This window comes from Chryseobacterium sp. SIMBA_038 (assembly GCF_046535115.1).
Taxonomy (GTDB): Bacteria; Bacteroidota; Bacteroidia; order Flavobacteriales; family Weeksellaceae; genus Chryseobacterium.
This window is the reverse complement of sequence record NZ_JAWRXH010000001.1, coordinates 162,440-182,361: the sequence shown is the minus strand read 5'-3', so window position 1 is coordinate 182,361 and position 19,922 is coordinate 162,440. Positions and strand designations below refer to the sequence as shown.

The window sequence follows — 19,922 nt, the reverse complement described above, 5'->3', positions numbered from 1 at the left end:
GACCTATGGGTTTTTAGTTTTCATCGCACGATAAATAGCTGCCGAATTAGCAGGTGTTGGCTTTATGACTGTACTGTCATTGATATTTAATCCATTCAGAACTAATTTATCTCCAGCTTGAATTCCGTCTTTTATGACCACAAAATTACCATCATCTGTCGGCGAGGTTGTTACTGCTGTACTCATGACCATATTTCCTTTCGTTAGCTTATATACAAATGATTTATCCTGCATTTGGTAAATAGCTATTTGGGGAACCAATAACGTGTTATCCATATTTACAGGTATTCTGATCGTTGCACTTGCCCCATTTTGAATAAGACCTAATTTGTTACTAAATATTGCCTTGAAAACAGCCGTTCCTGTACTGCTGTCAATACCTCCACTGGCGGTTTCCAATCTTCCTTTTTCAGGGAAAACGGTTCCGTCTGCCATTACTAATGTTACAAGAGGCATGTTTTTTAATTTTTCAGTGGTTGTACTACCCTTCATTGTTCCAAGAAATTCCAATAATTGCTTTTCATTCAAAGAAAAATAAGCAAATACATTGGTTGTATTGGATAAAGTCGTCAATGGTTCAGTTGCTGTACTGCTTACTAAAGCACCGATTTTAAACGGAATCAAACCAATTGTTCCGCTTTGTGGACTTTTTATATAAGTATATCCTTGATTAGTCATTGCATTGGCAAGAGTTGCCTTCGCCTGTGACAAAGCCGCCTGTTCTGATTGTAAGGCATATTGTGCTGAACTTAATTGGTATTTGCTAACAATTTCCTGTTCTACCAAAGGTCTTGCTTTTTCAACATTCATACGGGCTGTATTTACGTTGGCTTCGGCGATTTTTATGGCACCTTTGGCGGTAACAATATCCTGTTCGTACTGAGGATTTTTAATTCGAAATAATAATTGTCCTTTAGTTACGGTTGCACCTTCTGCCACATAAATATCCTGAAGATAGCCAGAAACCATAGGCTTTATTTCAACAACATTTTCGCCCTGTATGGATGCAGGATAATCGTTGTAAACTGTAACCTGTCTGGGAGCAAGTGTTAAAACCTGATAACTTTGGATAGAAGTATCCTTTGTCTTTGTTTTCTTTTCGCCACATGATAATAATATCACCGAAATCAAAAGAACAAATTTATTTTTTGTCATAATAGCGTGTTTGTATAAAATAAAATCAAGCAAAAATGCAGAATTGTTTAAAGTAACCTTAGAAACTAACAGTTGAAACTTTCATTTTATCATTATAAAAATAAGGTTTTAATAGATAATTTTCAAGAAAAATAAATAACCTTAACGTATTTTCACATAATTATTAAATGTAAATCAAAAATCATTAATATTTAAAAGAAAAAAGGCTCCATAATAAAGCCTTTTGTTTATTGTATTCTTAAAATTATTAACATTACCTTATTTTACTTCTACGTAAAACTTAGATAGAAAATAACGAACTTTTTCTTGAAATTATTCGACAATCAAACCCTCTTTATAGGTTTTTAAAGCTCTTTCTCTAGCTTGTTTGTGATCCACAATCGGTCTGTTCAACAAAGCATCCTGAGGAAGCCATTTTTTGATATATTTGAGATCTTTATCAAATTTCTTAGTCTGTTCTTCAGGATTGAAGATTCTAAAATAAGGTGCAGCATCGCAACCACAACCCGCCGCCCACTGCCAATTTCCATTGTTGGCTGAAAGGTCATAATCTAATAATTTTTCGGCAAAATAAGCTTCGCCCCATCTCCAATCGATCAATAAATGTTTAGTAAGAAAACTCGCGACAACCATTCTCACCCGATTGTGCATAAAACCGGTCTGATTCAACTGTCGCATTCCTGCATCTACAATTGGATATCCTGTATTTCCTTCGCACCAGGCTTTGAATTCATCTTCATTATTTCTCCATTGGATATTTTCATACTTCTTTTTAAAACATTGAGTCACAACATGCGGAAAATGGAACAAGATCTGCATGAAAAATTCTCTCCAGATCAATTCGCTCAGCCAAACTTCATTATGTTTTTGGGCAAATTTCACACATTTTCGTACTGAAATAGTTCCGAATCTTAATGCAATTCCCAAATGAGTTGTATGATCTAAAGCCGGAAAATCACGATTTTTATCGTAAGTATCTATAATTTTTGAATCTAAAGATGGTTTTGAAAATTCAAATTCAGTTTTTTCAAAGCCTATTTCTTTAAGACTTAGAATATTTTCGGGAGTTTTTACAGGAAGAAAGTTTTTAAAATCAATTTTAAAATTTTCAATCTCAATTTTATTAATATTTTCTTTCCATTTTTTGGAATACGGGGTAAAAATAGTGTACGGAGTTTGGTCACTTTTAAGAATATCGTTTTCTTCAAAAATAACCTGATCTTTATGTGAAGAAAATTTTATTTCTTTTTTAGTTAAAAATTCAGCTATTTTTTTGTCTCTTTTGATGGCTTGAGGTTCGTAATCACGGTTACAGAAAACGGTATCAATATCAAATTCTTCAGTCAGTTTTTCGAAAATATCAGAAGGTTTTCCATAAAATGTTTTTAAACCACTTCCATGTTCTTTTAATTTCTGATTGATTTCAGTTAAAGCCTGATGAATATAGTCTACCCTTTTGTCCTTCTTGTCACTGAGTTGATCTAAAATCTCACGGTCAAAAATAAAAATCGGAAGTACTTTCACACCCGATTGCAAAGCTTCGTATAAGCCATAATTATCTTCCAGTCTCAGATCACGTCTGAACCAGAATATATTAATTTTGTTCATTTTTTTTGAATTTTTGAAATAAAAACAGGTTCCATAATATCATTTCATAGCCATACACCGTGTCTTCTAACGGAATGGTCAACATTCTTATTCCCATGAAATTTTGGGGGTTATAATTCACGATTGGAGATTCTAAACCTGTTCCTGTCAGGATTCCATTTACGGCTAAAAAACCGGGCATTAAAATCAAATAAATGAAAGATGCTTTGCCGATCCACCTTGCTTTCAACACGAAATATAGCACAAACATACTCACAGCCGTTGTAAGAAACGTCATGAATGTATAGATCTTATCGTGAAAATAAATCGCAATGATTAATGCTAAAACGATACTGATAATCACAAATATTTTTTCCGGAATCGGTTTCCAATTGAGGTTGAAAAATTTATCTAAACAGAAATACGTAAATACACATGAAAAAGGAATGCAAATAAAGAATAATATCTCTTCAATTGGCAGGTTTAAAATCCTGATTCCCAAAAGATAATGATCGTTAAACCACCACACGCCTATTTTCGTAAACCACGCATCCCAAACTATAAAAACCAAAGCCACCAAAAAGGAAGCAGAGAAAAAAGCTCCGAAATGCCTGTTGAATTTTATCTTATGATGAAACGAAAAAATAAAACAGATAAATACTGTAAAAAAATTGATTAACAGATAGGTATAGTTATGCATTTTTATTACTTATTTGTTGTTTTTCTGTTTATTATCTTTTTTAACGCAAAGCCCGCAAAGTTTTTTTTGACAACTAAATGTTTTTAAGGTTCGCAAAGGCGTTCTACTCAGCTAAGGTCACGAAGTTTTTTGAATAATATCAAATTGTAGATTTCATCATTTATTTTTATTAAAATACATTTTGAAATATTTAATCGGAACCCATAAAAATCCAAAGCACTCTCCTCTTTCTTTTCCTGTATGCTTGTGGTGCTGTTTATGAGCGCGTCTGATCGACAATAAATAAGGATTTTTGGTATCTCTTAAAAACCTGATTCTTTGATGTATGAAAATATCATGAACAAAAAAATACGCCATCCCATACAACGCAATTCCTACGGCGATATAAAAGTAGATGTTGTAATTATTAACTGTTCCATAATACATCAAAGCGATGGTTGGAAGAGCAAAAATCAGGAAAAAGTAATCGTTTTTTTCAACATGTCCTTCGTTGCTGTGGTCATGATGATCTCTGTGAAGCGACCATAAAAAACCGTGCATGATGTATTTATGAATCAGCCACGTCATGCCTTCCATGATGAAAAATGTACTTATGACAATTAGAAAATTCATTTTTTTTATTTATTTAATTTTTTATTTTAACCACAAAAGGGACAAAAGCTTTTTGACACTTTAGAAGACTTTAGTTTATAAAAAGTCCACATAAGAAGAAAATCAAAGATTTTTATGAAACTTAAGTGTTCTTATTTTGCAGTTTACTGATTAACTTAATAAATCTTAAGTGTTATCATCTTTTGTAGCTTTTGTGGTTAGATTTTACTATTAAACATTTTGTCTAAAACTTTATTCCGATAGCTGAAAATATGTTCTAACTTATCTTTTACAAAAAGGTTGTGAGCAATTTCACCTAAAAATCCCATTGGAAGCTCGTAATCAACGGTATCTTTCATTAAAACACCTTTATCATTAGGAATAAATTCATGAAAATGATTCCATAATTTATACGGTCCTTTTTGCTGAAAATCGGTGAAACTTTTCTGAAAATTGACCTGTTTGATCTCTGTTGTCCAGTTCATTTTAATGCCTAACAAAGGCGAAACATGGTAATCAATGATCATTCCTTCATAAATTTCATCATCATCTGTTTTAGTCAAAACAACAAATTTCATGTCTTCCGGAGTTATCTTAGACAGATTATTGGCCGAGGAGAAAAATTTCCAAGCGGTTGCTAAATCACAATTCAATTCCTGTTCTTTATAAAGTCTGTGTACCATTTTAATTTTTTATAAAAATGAAGTTTTATACTGTAAATAACTGCTCATCATTAAAGAAATCTTTTTACTGTTTGAGATTCTTATCCTTTGATTAATGATTTTATGAGCCGAGGTTCTTTTGATCTTTCTGAAAAGTGAAATATAATAACGGTAAGCCAAATACACTCCAAATCTTGATGAATTGGGAAGTTTTTTAATTCCAATTAACGCTTCATTAAATTCTTTTTCGATGTCTTTTTCAATATCTGCTTTAATTTTATTATCAAACAAAGAAATATCTACATCCGGAAAATAACTTCGCCCCAAGATCTGATAATCATCTTTCATATCTCTTAAAAAATTCACCTTCTGAAAGGCTGATCCCAACTTCATTGCAAAAGGTTTAAGTCTTTCAAATTCAGCAACATTTCCTTCCACAAATATCTGAAGACACATCAAGCCCACCACTTCTGCAGAACCTAAAATATATTGTTTATAAAGATCTGAATTATAATCTACTTTCTGAAGATCCATCTGCATACTATCCAAAAACTGATTGATTAATTTCTGATCAATATCAAAACGATGAACCGTGTCCTGAAACGACTGTAAAATAGGATTTAATGAAATTCCATCCTGCAAAGCCTGAGCGGTTTCTTCCCTGAATTTGGCAAGCAGTTTTTCTTTATCATATCCATGAAAACTGTCTACAATTTCATCGGCCAAACGCACATATCCATATACTGCATAAATCGGGTTTCTGATTTTCGGAGACAACGCCAAAATCCCCAAAGAAAAGCTTGTGCTGTACTGTTTGGTTGTTTCTTTACTTACCCGATAAGAAAGTTCATCAAATAATTTTTTCATAATTAATTAGTTTTGGTGGCTTCGATAGATGCAATTTTCCCTGAAATAATCGACGGCGGAACTCCTGGGCCAGGAACAGTAAGCTGTCCGGTATAAAAAAGATTTTTCACTTTTTTGTTCCTGAGTGACGGTTTCAAAACTGCAGTTTGTGATAAGGTATTGGCAAGCCCGTATGCATTGCCTTCATAGGCATTATAATCTTCTTTAAAATCTTTAATACAATAACTTTTTTTATAATCGATTTTTGGTAATAAATTCGAAATTCCTGTATGTTTTTCAAGTCTTACAATCATTTCGAGAAAATATTTTTCCCTTTCCATTTCAGAATCTTCTATTCCCGTCGCAACAGGCATCAGGAGAAATACATTTTCGCAATGTTCCGGTGCTACATTCGGATCTGTTTTTGAAGGACAACAAGCATAAAATAATGGTTTTGTAGGCCATTTTTTATTTTCATAAATTTCTGTGGTGTGAAGGTCTAAGTCATTTTCAAAAAACAGTGTATGATGTTTCAGATTTGGAATTTTTTCTTTAAAACCTAAATAATAAATCAAACAGGAAGGCGCAAAAGTGAGCTTTTCCCAATAGGTTTCTTTATAATTTCTGAATTCTTCAGGCAACAATTTGCTTTCTGTATGATGGTAATCTGAGGAAGCGATAATTATATCAAAATCGATTTCTTTTCCATTGACTAACAGAGAAGTAGCTTTACTATTTTTAACAATAATTTGTTCTACATTTGAATTAAAATGAAATTTAACTCCTTGACTTTCTGCAATATTTTTCATCGCGTCTATCACTTTTGAAAAACCACCCATCGGATACCAGGTTCCCAATTTATATCCTCCATAATTCATTAAACTGTATAAAGCCGGAATATCTTTCGGTGCTGCTCCAAGAAAAATAACCGGAAACTCCATCAACGTGATCAACTTCGGATCGTTGAAATATTTTCTTAAAAATTTTTTAAAATTGGTTAAAAGATCAAGCTTCAATGCACTTTTTACAATTTTTGGAGAAACAAATTCAAACCATGAATGACAGGGTTTATTTACGAATTCTTTCATTCCCACTTCATATTTGTATCGGGCATCTTCCATGAATTCATCCAGCTTTTTCCCGGAACCCTTTTCTATTTTTTCAAACAAATCCCGCATTTCACTGTAGCTGTGAGGGATATTCATGTTGCTGTCTGAAAATACCATTTCAAATTGAGGATCAAGCGGTACAAGCTGAAAAAAATCAGATGTTTTTTTACCGAAATCTTCAAAAAAAGATTCAATAATATCCGGCATCCAATACCAACTCGGGCCCATGTCGAAGGTATAACCATTATCTGTGACAAATTTTCTGGCTCTGCCACCTGCTTCACTATTCTTCTCAAAGACATGAACTTCATGACCTTCTTTTGCAGAATAGGCGGCAGCCGACAATCCCGAAAACCCTGAACCAATGATGGCTATTTTCTTTCTCATTCTTAATTTTTTTCAAATGAATATTCCTGATAAACAGTGCTGATCAAATCTTTACTGTCTATATTTCGATTAAAAATGGGATAGTGAAACTTATCTAATTTGTTCAGAATACGAATGAGATCCATTTTTTCAGAATAATTTAGATTGCCTGATACAATATGTGTTGCGCTTCGGATATTTTTCATTTGGTTTTCCAGCGCTTCAATTCCCTGATCTGTAATTTTTATGAGTTTCGTTCTTTTGTCATCGTTTGAATCTGCCTGATGTACCCAACCTTGCTTGATCAATCGGGTAATAATCAGCATTCCTACAGGTTTGTCCTGAATATTTTTTTTGATGAGTTCCATTTTGGTCATTTCACCAAAGGCTTTTAAATTGATCAGATAAATAAAATCTTCCTGCGTGGCAAAATCAGAACCCGAAATAGCTGATTTAGAATAGGTTTTTGCATATCTGTTAAGATGAACCAACAAAGTACTGATCGCACTTTCCGGACTTCTTCCACTTTCTTTTCCTTCCCAATAAGGAGCTTCTGCTTCATCGTTATTAGTCATAGATTCTTTGTTATAGACCCAAGATTTGAATCCATCAACATCAGAAGAATACTGAGAATTTTTGTTTTCAGACTCAAACTGCTCCAGTAATCCTACAACGTCTTTGACAAGAGAGAAATTCATAATAATAAAATTAGAATACAAATATACTAAAATACGTTTATAATAATTTATTTATAAACTAAATTTAATTATACTTTTTTATTATTTAAAATTAATTGTTCATCATTTCTTTTGAATTGAAACAAAAAAAACCTGCTAATCTTATGATTAACAGGTTTTTTCCAAAGTTTACTCCACGAAAAAAGGAGACTCTCGCCTCCTTTTTTTACTGTATACTAACCTTAGATGACCATCTCACTTCTTTATATAATCTTTGTGTTTTTTTAATAAATCAGTTTTCAAGAAGGCGGTTAAAGGTTATCATATACCCTATTTAATTTCATCACTTGCTCGATAATTTAATCTCATCACTTGTGCTCGAATATAATTCAAGTTTATTATTTGTGTCGAAATTTATTTGTGTTTAAAAAATTTACTTTTTTGAAAGTTTGAATTAAAATTAAAAAGCCAGTAAACCTTTTCAATTAATAATCCTTGTTTTCGTTTAGTATTTTTCTCTGGTACAAAGTAACAACAATGGAGAATAAAGTTATCTATAAAACACATCGATATATATCGATAAGCCTATAGATATTTATCGATAAAAATGATTTTAGAAGTAAAGAAAGTGAAGAATGGAGGGTTGAAATCCTATATTTTGTGATGGGTTTTGATGATATCAATAAGCTCAACAAGATTTTCTATTTTCAGTTTATCAAATATATTTTTCTTGATCGTACTTACTGTATTCTGCTTTATATCAAGGTTATTGGCGATTTCGAGGTTACCAAATCCATCCGCATACATTTCAGCGATTTGTAATTCTCTTTTCGTTAGATGATGAAGAGGATTCATTGAATTCGGATCATTGGCAAATTTCACCAACAAATTCTGAGAAACGGCAGAAATATATTCACCTTTATTTACAATGCTAATGATAGCTTTTTGAACGTCTTCTTCTTCGCTTAATTTGCTGAGAAAGCCATTGGCTCCTGCATTGATGAATTTAAGGGCATGGAGCTCTTCTTCAAGACCGGAAAAGATTAAGATTTTAATATCCGGTTTTGCATTTTTGATATCAGGTAAAATATGAATGCTGTTTCCATCCGGAAAATGGGCATCAATAATAGCAATTTCTATTTCTTTTGAAGTCACTTCTTCCACTACTTTCTGTAAAGAGGAAGTATGATGAATGGTAGCATTTGGAAAAATTTCATTGATTGTAAGTGCCATCCCGTGTCGCACGATGCTGTGATCGTCTGCTAAAAGGAACGTAATTTCTTTATTTTCAATTGGTATTTCCATTGTTATCTATATTTAAATTGATCCTGAATGTCACTTTTGCCCCCTCACCTAACTTGCTTGCGATAGATATTTCGCCATTAAAAAGTTCTATAATTTCCTTGCATAAATTCAATCCAAGCCCTGCACCAAGGTTATCAATTTCGTTAGAAACCATTCCTTGATAATAAGGTTCAAAAATATTTTTAAGATCAGATTCTGAAATTCCTGCGCCCGTATCTCCTACTGTCGTCAGCAGTGAAATTCTATTTTTATCAATAGTTTCGGTTGACATGGTAAGATCTATTTGTCCGTTTTCCGTAAACTTGTTGGCATTTCCTAAGATATTCATAAATACCTGATTGATTTTTATATTATCTGAATATACAACCAAATCCTCAGGTATGCTATCATTTACGACAAATTCATTATTTCTGGTTTCTATATAAGGTTTGATGGCCGTTACGATAGAATTGATCTCATCTTTAAGATTAAAAACATTCTTCACCAATTTCTGATCTGCATTCTGATTTTTTGTATACTCTAAAATCTGATTAGACTGGATCAACAACGTACTGTTAGTGAATTTTATCGATTTAAGATACTCTTTTATCGTCTCATCTTTTGTTGTTCTGTTGATTTTATCAATGAAAATATTGATTATTTTTAATGGAGATCTTAATTCATGACTCAACATTCCTAAGATTCTGTTTTTGAAGTTAAGGTTGTTTTTAATTTCCTTGTTTGCAGCGTTTAATTTCCATTCGTAGATAAATGCGACTCTTGTAAAATACATGATCAAAATCGAAACAATGAACATCAGGATCATTAATCCAAGCACCAGATAGGTTCGGATCTCATTATTAATCAATTTCTGTTTATTGTATTCTTTTTCTAAATCTGATTTGAATTCTTTGATCGCATTTCCATAGACATCTATCAATCCGTTGCTGTAAATCAGTAATTTATTAAAACTACCATAAAACTGTCTGCTATCATGCTGATCTCTAACTGTAGACAATTGAATCTTCTTAATTTCAGTTGTATAATGTTTTTCCATAGATTTTATGGCATCCTTCATTTCTGATTTTAAGCTAGACAGATCCGCAGCTTTTTTATTCTTTAAAGTAATAACCGTGCTTTCTTTTTGCACATCCACTTTACCCGCGATTGCATCCCGTAAACGTCCTACAAAACCTTTTTTCTTTATCGTATCAGAATAAGTATGCGTCTCAATATCAATATCATCAAAGTTATTTTTGACTTTAAATTTTTCAATAGTATACTGTTTATCTTCAATCTTCGGCGGCGGATTTTGGGCATATTGGTATACAGAATCTATCAATGTTTTTAGTTTCGTAATTTTCAGCGTGTCTTTTTTCTGTAAATTAAATTTGCTTTTCAGTTTTGGAGCAATATTTTCATTTTCATTGATCTTACTGAAATTATTTTTAAGCTTTGTAAGAGATTCAAAGTATAATTTTAAGTCTTTATCATCCTCACTGATCATATATCTCTGAAGATGATTCTGAGCGTTCATGAAATCTTTTCTTGAATTATCGGTTATCCCCTCCAATTCACGACTTTCCTTCAATTGATTTTCGATAAATTTCAGTTTTTTCTCATTGATAAATTCATTGTAAAAAAATACAGCGATAATGACCTGTATTAATAAAATACACAGAATCAATGAGTAATGAACAATCTTCCTCAACTTAAAATTTAAGAATTTATATTTCATATCTATTTATCAGCTAAATTAATTTCCCCGATTACTTAAGTTTGCTTGATATTGATTTTAACCTGAATAATAATTTCTCCAAAAACATAGTAATTGGTGTACATCATTCAATTCGCAAAGTTAAAGTAATTTTTGTCTTTTTATAATAGTAAATATCAGACAAATGCAGGGAATTTCATAATAATTTATATCAAAATAGTTATATAATCAGTTTATTGATGTCGATTTCCTTTTTGATGATAGGTAATATTTTTATTCTGACTGTTTTTAGAAATATTTACTGCATTTTCCTCATAGTGATTAATTGAGGAATGATTTTCCTGTTCAGATTCTAACTTATTAAAACGCAGACGTTTCCCATTTTTATAAAATTGATTATCAATTGTTCTGTAAGTTTGATTTTCTTGATAGGTATTCCCATCCGGTGCAGTGAACATTTTTAATCTTTCACGTCTTTTTCTTTTAAGATTAATAAGAACCAACGTTCCTGTTGCGATTAATCCCAATGCTATTTTTACTTTATTATTCATATTAATTATTTGCTTTGAAATAAACAAATAGCCTGCCATTAAAAATGAATATTAGACGTCAATACCTTATGGATACCACATTTTTTACATCGAAAGGTTATTCTGATGGTTAATTTTATTGATCACCGGATTGGCGTACATGGCCAGAAAACTCTTTTTCATATCTGCATCAGAAATATCGATACGCATTTCCATTCTTCTCTCAAACAGCATTTTTTCATTTCCTGAATAATTTTCTGAGTATTGATCGGTTTCATGAAGTAAATCATACGCAATAAAATTCGTTGGCCAAAGCTTATAATTCTGAATAATAGAACCATCTATAATCTGTGAAATAGCCTGCAACTGTTTATTTTTGTTGTCTATTTTCGCTACAATATCATCAAATTCAGTCTCAAGAACATCACCGGCGTGTATGTGAATGCGTTTTTTCTGTCCCAATACTCCACTCAGCATTGTTTTAAAATCTTCACCAGGATCTTTAATGTATTCCTCGTTTCTTGATTTTGCCATAAGATGTGGCATTTTAAGAACATCGGTAGGATCATATTCATATGAAATAGACAACGGAACAATTTTCAGTGTTTTGAAGAAATCAGTTAATGACTGATCTCCTGCCATCGCAAGCATTTTTAATACGCCTTGTTGAGTGGCATCGTTCCCATCTTTAGTACGGCCTTCACGCTGTGCGATCCAGACAGAACGGTTTTCTTTGGTTAATAAATCGTAAATATATTCGGACATGATCTTTGAACTGCTCAATTGCTCACGAAGAGGAAGTCCTCTCTGAACCAAAAAGTTACGGTTCAGTTTTGCCAATACATGCAGAAATGTTTTCTGAACAAGATTATCTCCGATTGCAGAAGAAGTCATGATCAATCCACGATCCAACAGCACTAAATTAAGCAGACAAGTATCTAAAACAATATCTCTGTGATTGGATATGAATAAATAGGATACATTTTTATCTAAATGATCAAATCCTGACGTCGTTAATCCTTCAGAACTCTGTTTAAGAATCTGACGAACGGTCTGCGATATATATTGATGCTGAAAATCACTTATGGAATGAATATCTTTAAACTGTTCAATCCAAAATTTCTCATCTTTATCAGGGAAAGTAAAATTCATTAACGCCTTCATCATCGGATGCCTGGCAATACTTAGCAGCGCATCATTTACTTCATGGTCATAAAAAGGCCTTATATCATCAAACTTCTTCATATCATTATTTAAAAAATTACGTTTTGCAAAAGAACAAAAAATTATTGACTACGTCTGATGATGTATATCATAATTGTAATTTTATAAATTGATCGCTGAAAAAAGTTATTAAATACTTGTTTTTTATAGAAAATCTGTTTATTTTTTTTATTTTAACCACAAAAGATACAAAAGCAAGGATTAAAGGATTCTAAATTTAGTTGTTTTGAAAACAGAAGCCCTCAAAAGAATAAAAATCAAAGATTTTTAAAACTAATGTGTTCTTATTTACGGTTTATTGGTAAACTTAAAATACTAATGTGTTTAATCTTTTGTGCCTTTTGTGGTTAAAATAATTATTCGCTCAACTGTTTCAAGATCGTTTTCCCGTTTTCGTTATCGGGATTTAGCTTTACTGATTTTTCATACATTTTACGGGCTTCAGCTTTATTTCCCATTTTTAATAATACTTCTCCGTAGCTGTCATAGGCGTTTGAGCTGTTTGGATATAAATAAACGTACAATTTGAAAATCTCGTAGGCATCATTAAGTTGATTAGGTCGCGACATCAATCGGTAAGCCCAATCATTCAGTTCAGCTTCTCCGGGATTGAAGTCAGGATTATTTTTCTTTTCTGAATTTACTACATCAATCGCTTTATTGAAACCCTGTTTTTTAAGATTTGTTCTGAGATAGGTTATAGGATCAGATTTAACAATATCAGGATTATAAACTCCGGCAAGTTCTTCCAGAAAATCTTCGGGAGTACTTCCCATCAAGTTCGTGAAGACAATTACAGCCAAATTATCATCAGGATAAACCAAAAACGCTGATCTTCCACCACCCGACATGCCCAAAGCTTTATGCTTGGCTCGGAATTTTGTTATTCCCCATCCCAATGCCCAAGATGTTGGCATTCCGTCATTCATTTTGATAGGTGACCACATTTTCGTTAAGGTTCCTTTATTTTTAAACAGTTCTTGTTTTTGTAAGGAAATGATCCACTTTGCCATGTCTTCGGCAGTTGTGTTAAGGCCGGATCCCGTTCTGCTGTAATCAGGAAATACATGGTATTCATTGAAAAGTTTTTCTTTATCTAATTTTTTTCCATCCATGAAGCTTCTATTTGAATAAGTAGGTGCAAAATCATGAATAACATCTCTTGAATCTCCAAATACTGTATTTTTCATCCCAACAGTTTGAAATTGTTTAGTTTTAAAAAACAGATCAAAAGGCTGTCCGCTTACTTTTTCAATTATTTTTCCTAATAAATAATAGTTGGTTTGATTATATCTGAATTGTTCTCCGGTCTTAAAATCCATTGGAAGCACCTTAAGCTCTTCCCAAATTTGCTTTTCCGGCTTCAACGCAGCTCCGGTAAGAGGATCAAACAATCTTACAATATCAGGAAAGCCTGAAATATGCGTCATCATCTGCTCAACCGTCACCGACTGCCATTTTTCAGGAAGATCACTTAAATATTTTGATATTGGAGCAGACAATTCTATTTTCCCCTCTTCTACCAATTGCATTACAGCAACACCCGTAAAAACTTTAGTACATGAATTAATTGGAAAAATAGTTGCATCAATAACAGGAATATTATTCTGAATACTGGCCATTCCGTATGATTTTTTCAAAATAATTTTCCCGTTTTGAACCACAGCAATCTGCAATCCCGGAATTCTTCGCTCACTCATTTCTCTTTTAATGATAGCATCAATATCTGATTCTTTTTGAGCCGATAAATAGGAAGAAAACACAGATAAGATCAATAGAAAACAAAATTTCATAGTTAGTTTTAGTTATAAGACAACTTTGAAAATGATTCTATTACATTCATTATAAATATAACTTTTTATTTTAACCACAAAAGAAACAAAAGCTATTTGCATACCTAATTTTTGTATTATTAGAAGACAAAGTTTCTCAAAAGAATAAAAATCAAAGATTTTTAAAACTAATGTGCTCTTGTTTTGCGGTTTATTGATAAACTTAAAATACTAATGTGTTAATCTTTTGTCCCTTTTGTGGTTAAAAGAAAAATAATTATTTCGAATTTATATAATTTTTTAAATCCGATATACTTTTAATATTCAATTCTTTAGATTGTTTTCTGCGCATTATTAATGCATAAGAATTATTGAATCCAAGGGGTTTCAGCCATTGAATTCCGTATTGTTTTTGAAATTCTGAGTTGACATAATTATATGTTTCATCAGGACTTTGACTTACCTTTTTTATCGTTTGTTCGGTTGGTTTTAATAATACCAAAAGTCCGGTTCCTGTATATTCAGGGTAAAAATCGATGGCGTCGTTCATCAAAGCATCAAAACAGATTTTAGTTCCTCCCAATCCTGTTTTTGTTTCTACTTTATAATTGGTATTGCCTTCAATCAGCATTTTATACATTTCTGTGAGAATATATTGTTCTCCGAAAATCTTTGACCCGATTCGTACCGTTCCCGAATTTCCGTTTCTTGGAATTTTATATAAATTGTTTTTAACCAAAAAATCTTTAGCAATTTTTTCTGGAGTTTGATGTAAATAATCTGATTTATAATTTAAATCTGTCATAATCGAATCATTAAATTTACCTGACAATAAATTCAATGTTTTCTCTAATTCAGGGAATTTTTCTAATGTTTTGGTTTTAATAATCGGCGCAGCAAAATAAGGTGGAAATATTTTTTTATCATCATTCAAAACATACAAATCAAAAGCTTTGATTCTTCCATCTGTAGAATATCCGCTGATAAGATCCAATTCCTTTTCATAGGCTGCTTTGTACATGATCGCATCGCTTACTACGACAGGATTTACATTCAATCTATACACAGAACGAAGACCGAGATCGCCGTCTTGTCTTCCCATAAATTCGGGAGTAAAACCGGCTTTTAGTTTATTTTCTGAAACAGAAGTCAGAAGATAAATTGCTCCGACAATAATCAAAATTGCAGGAACAATATATTTTAATTTTTGAAATAATCGATACCCCGATTTTTGTAAAACAGCAATCGCCTGATCCAACAAAACAGCCAATAACGCTGCCGGAATCGCACCTGCCAAAATCATATTGGTATTGTTTAATGAAATTCCTCCAAAAATAAATTCACCTAATCCGCCTGCGGCAACAAATGAAGCCAAAGTCGCAACTCCGACATTAATGACGGCTGCTGTTCTTATTCCCGCAATGATAACGGGCATCGCCAGAGGAATTTCAACTTTAAAAAGAAGCTGGGTTTTATTCATTCCCATTGCTTTTGCGGCTTCAATAACGGTCGGATTTACTTCTGTAATTCCTGTATATGTATTTCGAATGATCGGTAAAAGAGCGTAAATCAATAAGGCTGCAATGGCCGGTGTAGCGCCAATTCCAAAAGCAGGAATCATAAAACCTAATAAGGCAATACTCGGAATCGTCTGCAAAATCCCCGCAACACCAAGAACAGAACTGGAAAGTTTTCTTTTTCGGGCGATCAATATTCCTAAAGGCACACCGACTACAATCGCTAAAAGTAATGATAGAAAAGTCAGCCCAAGATGTTGTGTAATCTGGGTTAATAATTTTTCGTGCTGTTCAATGATAAACTGCCAAAGACTTTGCTGCGTCATACGATCTGTAATTTTCTATATTCATTAAATGCTTTGATCAACATTTCGTACTGCGTTGTATTTTTATGATTCGAGCTTAATTTTTGTAAAGCATTCCAGACACTTGTATTTTCATTAAAATTAAATTCATCAAATAATTTTTCTGAACTAAAATCATCAACATCTTTTAAAGTCGCAACCTTATATTCAAGCAAAAGCCTGTTTTCAGCAAAAAAATCTGCGACAAACTCATTTTTAGGCTGATAAAGCATTTCTTTCGGTGTTCCGATCTGAATAATCTTTCCTTTATCCATTAAACATATCCGATCTCCCAATTCAAAAGCTTCCTGCACATCGTGTGTGACTAAAATAATGGTTTTATTTTTAAGCTCTTCCAACGATTTAAATTCTGAATGAATATCCGCTTTCGTGATATTATCCAATGCTCCGAAAGGTTCATCCATCAACAAAATCGGTGAGTTGGCGATCAACGCTCGGGCAATTCCTACTCTTTGCTGCTGACCACCGCTTAATTCGCTCGGAAAACGGGAAAGAATGTCTTCGGAAAGATGAAGTTTATTCAACAATTCTTCAGTTCTGTTTTCTGTCTTTTTTTTGTCCCATTTTAATAATTCGGGAACTACAGCGATATTTTGTTTAATCGTATAATGAGGAAATAATCCGGAATGCTGCATCACAAAACCGATACCCATCCTCAACTCTTCTACTTTTTGATCACGGATATTTTTGCCATCAATCAAAATATTCCCGGAATCTGATTCTATGAGACGATTGATCATTTTCAGGGTTGTCGTTTTGCCACAACCGCTGGTTCCGAGAAGCACCAAAACTTCCCTATCATTTACATGAAAAGAAATATTATCAACTGCCGGTTTTCCGTTAAAATTCTTTGAAACTGATTCTACTGTAATCATTGGCAAAAATTATTGGGCAAGTCTGATTCCCGTGAACTGCCATTGTAAACTGGTCTGGAAAAAATTACGGTATGTATTTCGGCTGTGTCCCAAAGGCGTCGCTTCGGAAGCACCACGTAAAACCATTTGATTGACCATAAATTTTCCGTTGTATTCGCCAACTGCACCTGCTTCTTTTTTAAAATCAGGATAAGGTAAGTAAGCAGAATTTGTCCATTCCCAACGACTACCCCAATTGAAATGATTGGAAGCTATTTCCCATTCTGCTTCGGTTGGCAAACGCATTCCTTTCCAAGATGCAAAAGCTGAGGCTTCAAAGAAATTGATGTGACAAACTGCTTCATTAAGGTCTAATTCCCGCAAACCATTTAAAATATAATGCATCCATTTATCATCAATAAAATGCCAATATAATGGGGATTTTGCATGATTTTGTTTCACCCAATCCCAACCTTCGGCGTGCCAGTGTTTAAAATCGGAATATCCTCCTGCTTCTATAAATTGTAAATATTCTTGATTAGTAACTAGCTGATTACTAATTTCAAAATCATTCAGAAAAACTTTGTGTCTTCCTAATTCATTATCAAAACAGAAACCTTTTCCTTGAAAGCCAATTTCATAAATTCCTTCTGAAAAACTGAGCATTTCTACATGTTCTGAATGTTCTTTTTTAGCAATATTCTCTTTTTTATAAGGTGGAAAAAGTGGATTGTGACCTAAAATATACTTAATATCAGTTATTAATAATTCCTGATGTTGCTGTTCGTGATTAAGTCCAAGCTCCAACAAAGGCTCAACAGCTTCCGTCATAAATGCACTTTGAAGAAAAGCTTCCATATGCTCATCAACATATTTTCGATACTTATAAATATCAGAAACAGACGGACGGCTCAAATTTCCACGATCGGTACGAATCACCCTCGCTCCTATCGTTTCATAATAACTATTAAAAACAAAATTATACTGAGCATCGAAAACTTTATAATCCGGAAAATTGGGTTGAAGTATAAAAGTTTCGAAAAACCAAGTCGTGTGACCAAGATGCCATTTGGGTGGACTAACGTCTACAATAGGCTGTACGACGTAATCTTCGATTTCCAAAGGCGCGCATATTTCCTCAGAATGCTTGCGAATATCTGTATATTTTTTTAATAAATCTGTTGTGATGGTATTTGGTGTCATGTTTTTTAGCTTTTAGTTCGTTATTTTACTTGCCAGACGGTATCTACAAACCATTTTTTGGAATCTTTAATTTCTCCGATCATTTTAAAACCGGATTTTTCACTCAATTCCTGTATTTTTTCGGGTGAAAATTTTTGTGAAATTTCCATATCGATGAGTTCGTTTTCTTTAAATGAAATTAAGTCATTTCCAATGGTTACATTTTGATCTTTTAAGCTTACCAAATAGCTTTTACAGGCTCCACTTACCGGATCGTAAGTTTGATAATGCTGAAATTCTTTCAAATCAAAATCTGCATCAAGCTCAGTATTAATACGAGTCAAAAGATTAAGATTAAATGCGGCGGTGATGCCTTCTTTATCGTTATAAGCGTTTAAAATAGTGTGAGGATTTTTCTTTAAATCAAAACCTATTAAAACGACATCATTTGAAGCTAAATTTTGGTTTAAATCTTTACAGAAATTTTCAGCTTCTTCAAGACTCATATTTCCGATATTGCTTCCTAAAAATAAAATAACCTTTCTTCGGGAAGATAAAGAAGCTGCTTTTTGAAGCATTTCAAAATACTCTCCTTCCAATGGAAGGATATTTAAAGTCGGAATTTCCTGGCTCAATTTTTCATTTAATATCGAAAGAATATTTCCTGAAATATCAATCGGCATATAGCTAAAATCGGTTCCTTTTTCTACGAGATATTTAAGTAAAAAAGTAGATTTCATGGCGTCACCTGCTCCCAATTCAATTAAATCAAAAGGCTCGTTGTCAGGAGTAATTAAATTCGCGAGATCTGCCGTTTTATTTTTGAATATATCCAACTCAGATTTTGTGAGATAATATTCCGGCATTGCCATAATTTTCTGAAAAAGATGATCTCCTTTTTTATTGTAAAAATATTTTGAAGATAACTTTTTAGGGTTGCCTTGTAAGCCTTCTAAGACATCAGACCGAAAACCATCTATATGATCATTTTCTACCTGAGAATCTGTATGTAACCTTAAGTTCATATTTTATATTTTGTGTGGTTTTTAGGTAACTACAACTATCTTGCCGTCAACATCACTCTTAATAAAATTTACACTCCTCTACAATATTACCAGATTAAATATAAGCCTAATTTATTAAAAAACAGTGGTTGTTTTAGATCAAATCATACAATATTGCATAGAATTTTCAGTCAATTATTTACCTTAAAAAACTTTTTAATCATTTTATTAATTGAATTTTAATTAATAAATAACTATTCTGCATTGATCTTTTACTTTAAAATTTGAAATTATAACCTTTTGACTTATAAAAGATAACAATTCCATATAGATTTTTGCAATTTATTAACTCTTACTTATTGGTAGATTATATTTATGTAACATAAAAAAACAAATCTCCATTAAATGAAATATTTTATTATTTTATTTATATATTTGTTCAACATTACACAATTATAAACGATTATAATTATGTAATTATACCGATTGTATCCGCTTTTTTTTGAGAATAAAAATATAAATAACTGATTTTAACAGTATTTAGATAATTTCAAGTTCTTATTTAAGAATTAATATTAAATTATCTATTTTATTAAAAATAAAACAGGAGTTGAACTTTTTATTCTGTCGTAAAAGACAAACGCTTTTTATACTCAAAGTATACGCGTCTTGTCATGAAGCATATTGTTAACATTCAATAAACATCAACGAAATGAAAAACTTTGGATTAATTTCTTTTATAAGACCTGAAAACAACCTCGTATGCAACAACCTCTTGGT

Annotated in this window: 17 protein-coding genes; all 17 read right to left on the bottom strand. The window is 32.3% G+C overall.

Annotated features, from left to right (window positions below; all coding sequences use genetic code 11):
* Nucleotides 1–3: 3 nt before the first annotated feature.
* Nucleotides 4–1,155 (bottom strand): efflux RND transporter periplasmic adaptor subunit, encoded by a 1,152-nt coding sequence (locus SB689_RS00760; RefSeq protein WP_410690187.1) that lies wholly within the window; start codon nucleotides 1,153–1,155, stop codon nucleotides 4–6.
* A gap of 312 nt (nucleotides 1,156–1,467) precedes the next feature.
* Nucleotides 1,468–2,763, bottom strand: a complete 1,296-nt coding sequence (locus SB689_RS00755; RefSeq protein WP_410690186.1) for a cryptochrome/photolyase family protein — start codon at nucleotides 2,761–2,763, stop codon at nucleotides 1,468–1,470.
* On the bottom strand, nucleotides 2,750–3,442 hold the full coding sequence (locus SB689_RS00750; RefSeq protein WP_410690185.1) for a lycopene cyclase domain-containing protein: 693 nt from the start codon (nucleotides 3,440–3,442) through the stop codon (nucleotides 2,750–2,752). Before SB689_RS00750 ends, SB689_RS00755 begins: the two co-directional genes overlap by 14 nt.
* A gap of 156 nt (nucleotides 3,443–3,598) precedes the next feature.
* On the bottom strand, nucleotides 3,599–4,054 hold the full coding sequence (locus tag SB689_RS00745) for a beta-carotene hydroxylase (RefSeq protein WP_410690184.1): 456 nt from the start codon (nucleotides 4,052–4,054) through the stop codon (nucleotides 3,599–3,601).
* Nucleotides 4,055–4,251: 197 nt separating this feature from the next.
* Nucleotides 4,252–4,716, bottom strand: coding sequence for an SRPBCC family protein (locus tag SB689_RS00740; protein ID WP_410690183.1), 465 nt, complete (start codon nucleotides 4,714–4,716; stop codon nucleotides 4,252–4,254).
* Nucleotides 4,717–4,725: 9 nt separating this feature from the next.
* On the bottom strand, nucleotides 4,726–5,562 hold the full coding sequence (locus tag SB689_RS00735) for a phytoene/squalene synthase family protein (RefSeq protein WP_410690182.1): 837 nt from the start codon (nucleotides 5,560–5,562) through the stop codon (nucleotides 4,726–4,728).
* A gap of 2 nt (nucleotides 5,563–5,564) precedes the next feature.
* Nucleotides 5,565–7,037: a phytoene desaturase family protein gene (locus SB689_RS00730; RefSeq protein WP_410690181.1), complete on the bottom strand. Its 1,473-nt coding sequence runs from the start codon at nucleotides 7,035–7,037 to the stop codon at nucleotides 5,565–5,567.
* A gap of 2 nt (nucleotides 7,038–7,039) precedes the next feature.
* Nucleotides 7,040–7,714: a MarR family winged helix-turn-helix transcriptional regulator gene (locus SB689_RS00725; RefSeq protein ID WP_410690180.1), complete on the bottom strand. Its 675-nt coding sequence runs from the start codon at nucleotides 7,712–7,714 to the stop codon at nucleotides 7,040–7,042.
* A 630-nt stretch (nucleotides 7,715–8,344) separates the two neighbouring features.
* The gene (locus SB689_RS00720) at nucleotides 8,345–8,998 is read right to left on the bottom strand and encodes a LuxR C-terminal-related transcriptional regulator (protein ID WP_410690179.1); all 654 of its coding nucleotides are present in this window, start codon (nucleotides 8,996–8,998) and stop codon (nucleotides 8,345–8,347) included.
* Complete coding sequence (locus SB689_RS00715; RefSeq protein ID WP_410690178.1) at nucleotides 8,982–10,715, bottom strand: sensor histidine kinase; 1,734 nt, start codon at nucleotides 10,713–10,715, stop codon at nucleotides 8,982–8,984. The genes SB689_RS00720 and SB689_RS00715 overlap by 17 nt, the downstream gene beginning before the upstream one ends.
* A 212-nt stretch (nucleotides 10,716–10,927) precedes the next feature.
* Complete coding sequence (locus SB689_RS00710) at nucleotides 10,928–11,245, bottom strand: hypothetical protein (RefSeq protein WP_157886084.1); 318 nt, start codon at nucleotides 11,243–11,245, stop codon at nucleotides 10,928–10,930.
* 84 nt (nucleotides 11,246–11,329) lie between these two features.
* Nucleotides 11,330–12,469 carry a 1-acyl-sn-glycerol-3-phosphate acyltransferase gene (locus SB689_RS00705; protein ID WP_410690177.1) on the bottom strand — a complete coding sequence of 380 codons (1,140 nt, stop codon included), beginning with the start codon at nucleotides 12,467–12,469 and terminating at the stop codon, nucleotides 11,330–11,332.
* A 335-nt stretch (nucleotides 12,470–12,804) separates the two neighbouring features.
* A complete protein-coding gene (locus tag SB689_RS00700; RefSeq protein WP_410690176.1) occupies nucleotides 12,805–14,241 on the bottom strand; it encodes a serine hydrolase in 1,437 nt (478 codons plus the stop codon).
* A 256-nt stretch (nucleotides 14,242–14,497) separates the two neighbouring features.
* Complete coding sequence (locus SB689_RS00695; protein ID WP_410690175.1) at nucleotides 14,498–16,063, bottom strand: ABC transporter permease/substrate-binding protein; 1,566 nt, start codon at nucleotides 16,061–16,063, stop codon at nucleotides 14,498–14,500.
* Nucleotides 16,060–16,977, bottom strand: a complete 918-nt coding sequence (locus tag SB689_RS00690) for an ABC transporter ATP-binding protein (RefSeq protein WP_410690174.1) — start codon at nucleotides 16,975–16,977, stop codon at nucleotides 16,060–16,062. The genes SB689_RS00695 and SB689_RS00690 overlap by 4 nt, the downstream gene beginning before the upstream one ends.
* 9 nt (nucleotides 16,978–16,986) lie before the next feature.
* Nucleotides 16,987–18,159 (bottom strand): ergothioneine biosynthesis protein EgtB, encoded by a 1,173-nt coding sequence (egtB, locus tag SB689_RS00685; protein ID WP_410690173.1) that lies wholly within the window; start codon nucleotides 18,157–18,159, stop codon nucleotides 16,987–16,989.
* 20 nt (nucleotides 18,160–18,179) lie between these two features.
* The gene (egtD, locus tag SB689_RS00680; RefSeq protein ID WP_410690172.1) at nucleotides 18,180–19,163 is read right to left on the bottom strand and encodes an L-histidine N(alpha)-methyltransferase; all 984 of its coding nucleotides are present in this window, start codon (nucleotides 19,161–19,163) and stop codon (nucleotides 18,180–18,182) included.
* Nucleotides 19,164–19,922 lie beyond the last annotated feature (759 nt).

What these genes read in the sequence shown, in the direction of transcription:
- SB689_RS00760 (WP_410690187.1), bottom strand. Translation starts at nt 1,155, where the DNA reads ATGACAAAAAATAAATTTGTTCTTTTGATTTCGGTGATATTATTATCA.
- SB689_RS00755 (WP_410690186.1), bottom strand. Translation starts at nt 2,763, where the DNA reads ATGAACAAAATTAATATATTCTGGTTCAGACGTGATCTGAGACTGGAA.
- SB689_RS00750 (WP_410690185.1), bottom strand. Translation starts at nt 3,442, where the DNA reads ATGCATAACTATACCTATCTGTTAATCAATTTTTTTACAGTATTTATC.
- SB689_RS00745 (WP_410690184.1), bottom strand. Translation starts at nt 4,054, where the DNA reads ATGAATTTTCTAATTGTCATAAGTACATTTTTCATCATGGAAGGCATG.
- SB689_RS00740 (WP_410690183.1), bottom strand. Translation starts at nt 4,716, where the DNA reads ATGGTACACAGACTTTATAAAGAACAGGAATTGAATTGTGATTTAGCA.
- SB689_RS00735 (WP_410690182.1), bottom strand. Translation starts at nt 5,562, where the DNA reads ATGAAAAAATTATTTGATGAACTTTCTTATCGGGTAAGTAAAGAAACA.
- SB689_RS00730 (WP_410690181.1), bottom strand. Translation starts at nt 7,037, where the DNA reads ATGAGAAAGAAAATAGCCATCATTGGTTCAGGGTTTTCGGGATTGTCG.
- SB689_RS00725 (WP_410690180.1), bottom strand. Translation starts at nt 7,714, where the DNA reads ATGAATTTCTCTCTTGTCAAAGACGTTGTAGGATTACTGGAGCAGTTT.
- SB689_RS00720 (WP_410690179.1), bottom strand. Translation starts at nt 8,998, where the DNA reads ATGGAAATACCAATTGAAAATAAAGAAATTACGTTCCTTTTAGCAGAC.
- SB689_RS00715 (WP_410690178.1), bottom strand. Translation starts at nt 10,715, where the DNA reads ATGAAATATAAATTCTTAAATTTTAAGTTGAGGAAGATTGTTCATTAC.
- SB689_RS00710 (WP_157886084.1), bottom strand. Translation starts at nt 11,245, where the DNA reads ATGAATAATAAAGTAAAAATAGCATTGGGATTAATCGCAACAGGAACG.
- SB689_RS00705 (WP_410690177.1), bottom strand. Translation starts at nt 12,469, where the DNA reads ATGAAGAAGTTTGATGATATAAGGCCTTTTTATGACCATGAAGTAAAT.
- SB689_RS00700 (WP_410690176.1), bottom strand. Translation starts at nt 14,241, where the DNA reads ATGAAATTTTGTTTTCTATTGATCTTATCTGTGTTTTCTTCCTATTTA.
- SB689_RS00695 (WP_410690175.1), bottom strand. Translation starts at nt 16,063, where the DNA reads ATGACGCAGCAAAGTCTTTGGCAGTTTATCATTGAACAGCACGAAAAA.
- SB689_RS00690 (WP_410690174.1), bottom strand. Translation starts at nt 16,977, where the DNA reads ATGATTACAGTAGAATCAGTTTCAAAGAATTTTAACGGAAAACCGGCA.
- egtB (WP_410690173.1), bottom strand. Translation starts at nt 18,159, where the DNA reads ATGACACCAAATACCATCACAACAGATTTATTAAAAAAATATACAGAT.
- egtD (WP_410690172.1), bottom strand. Translation starts at nt 19,163, where the DNA reads ATGAACTTAAGGTTACATACAGATTCTCAGGTAGAAAATGATCATATA.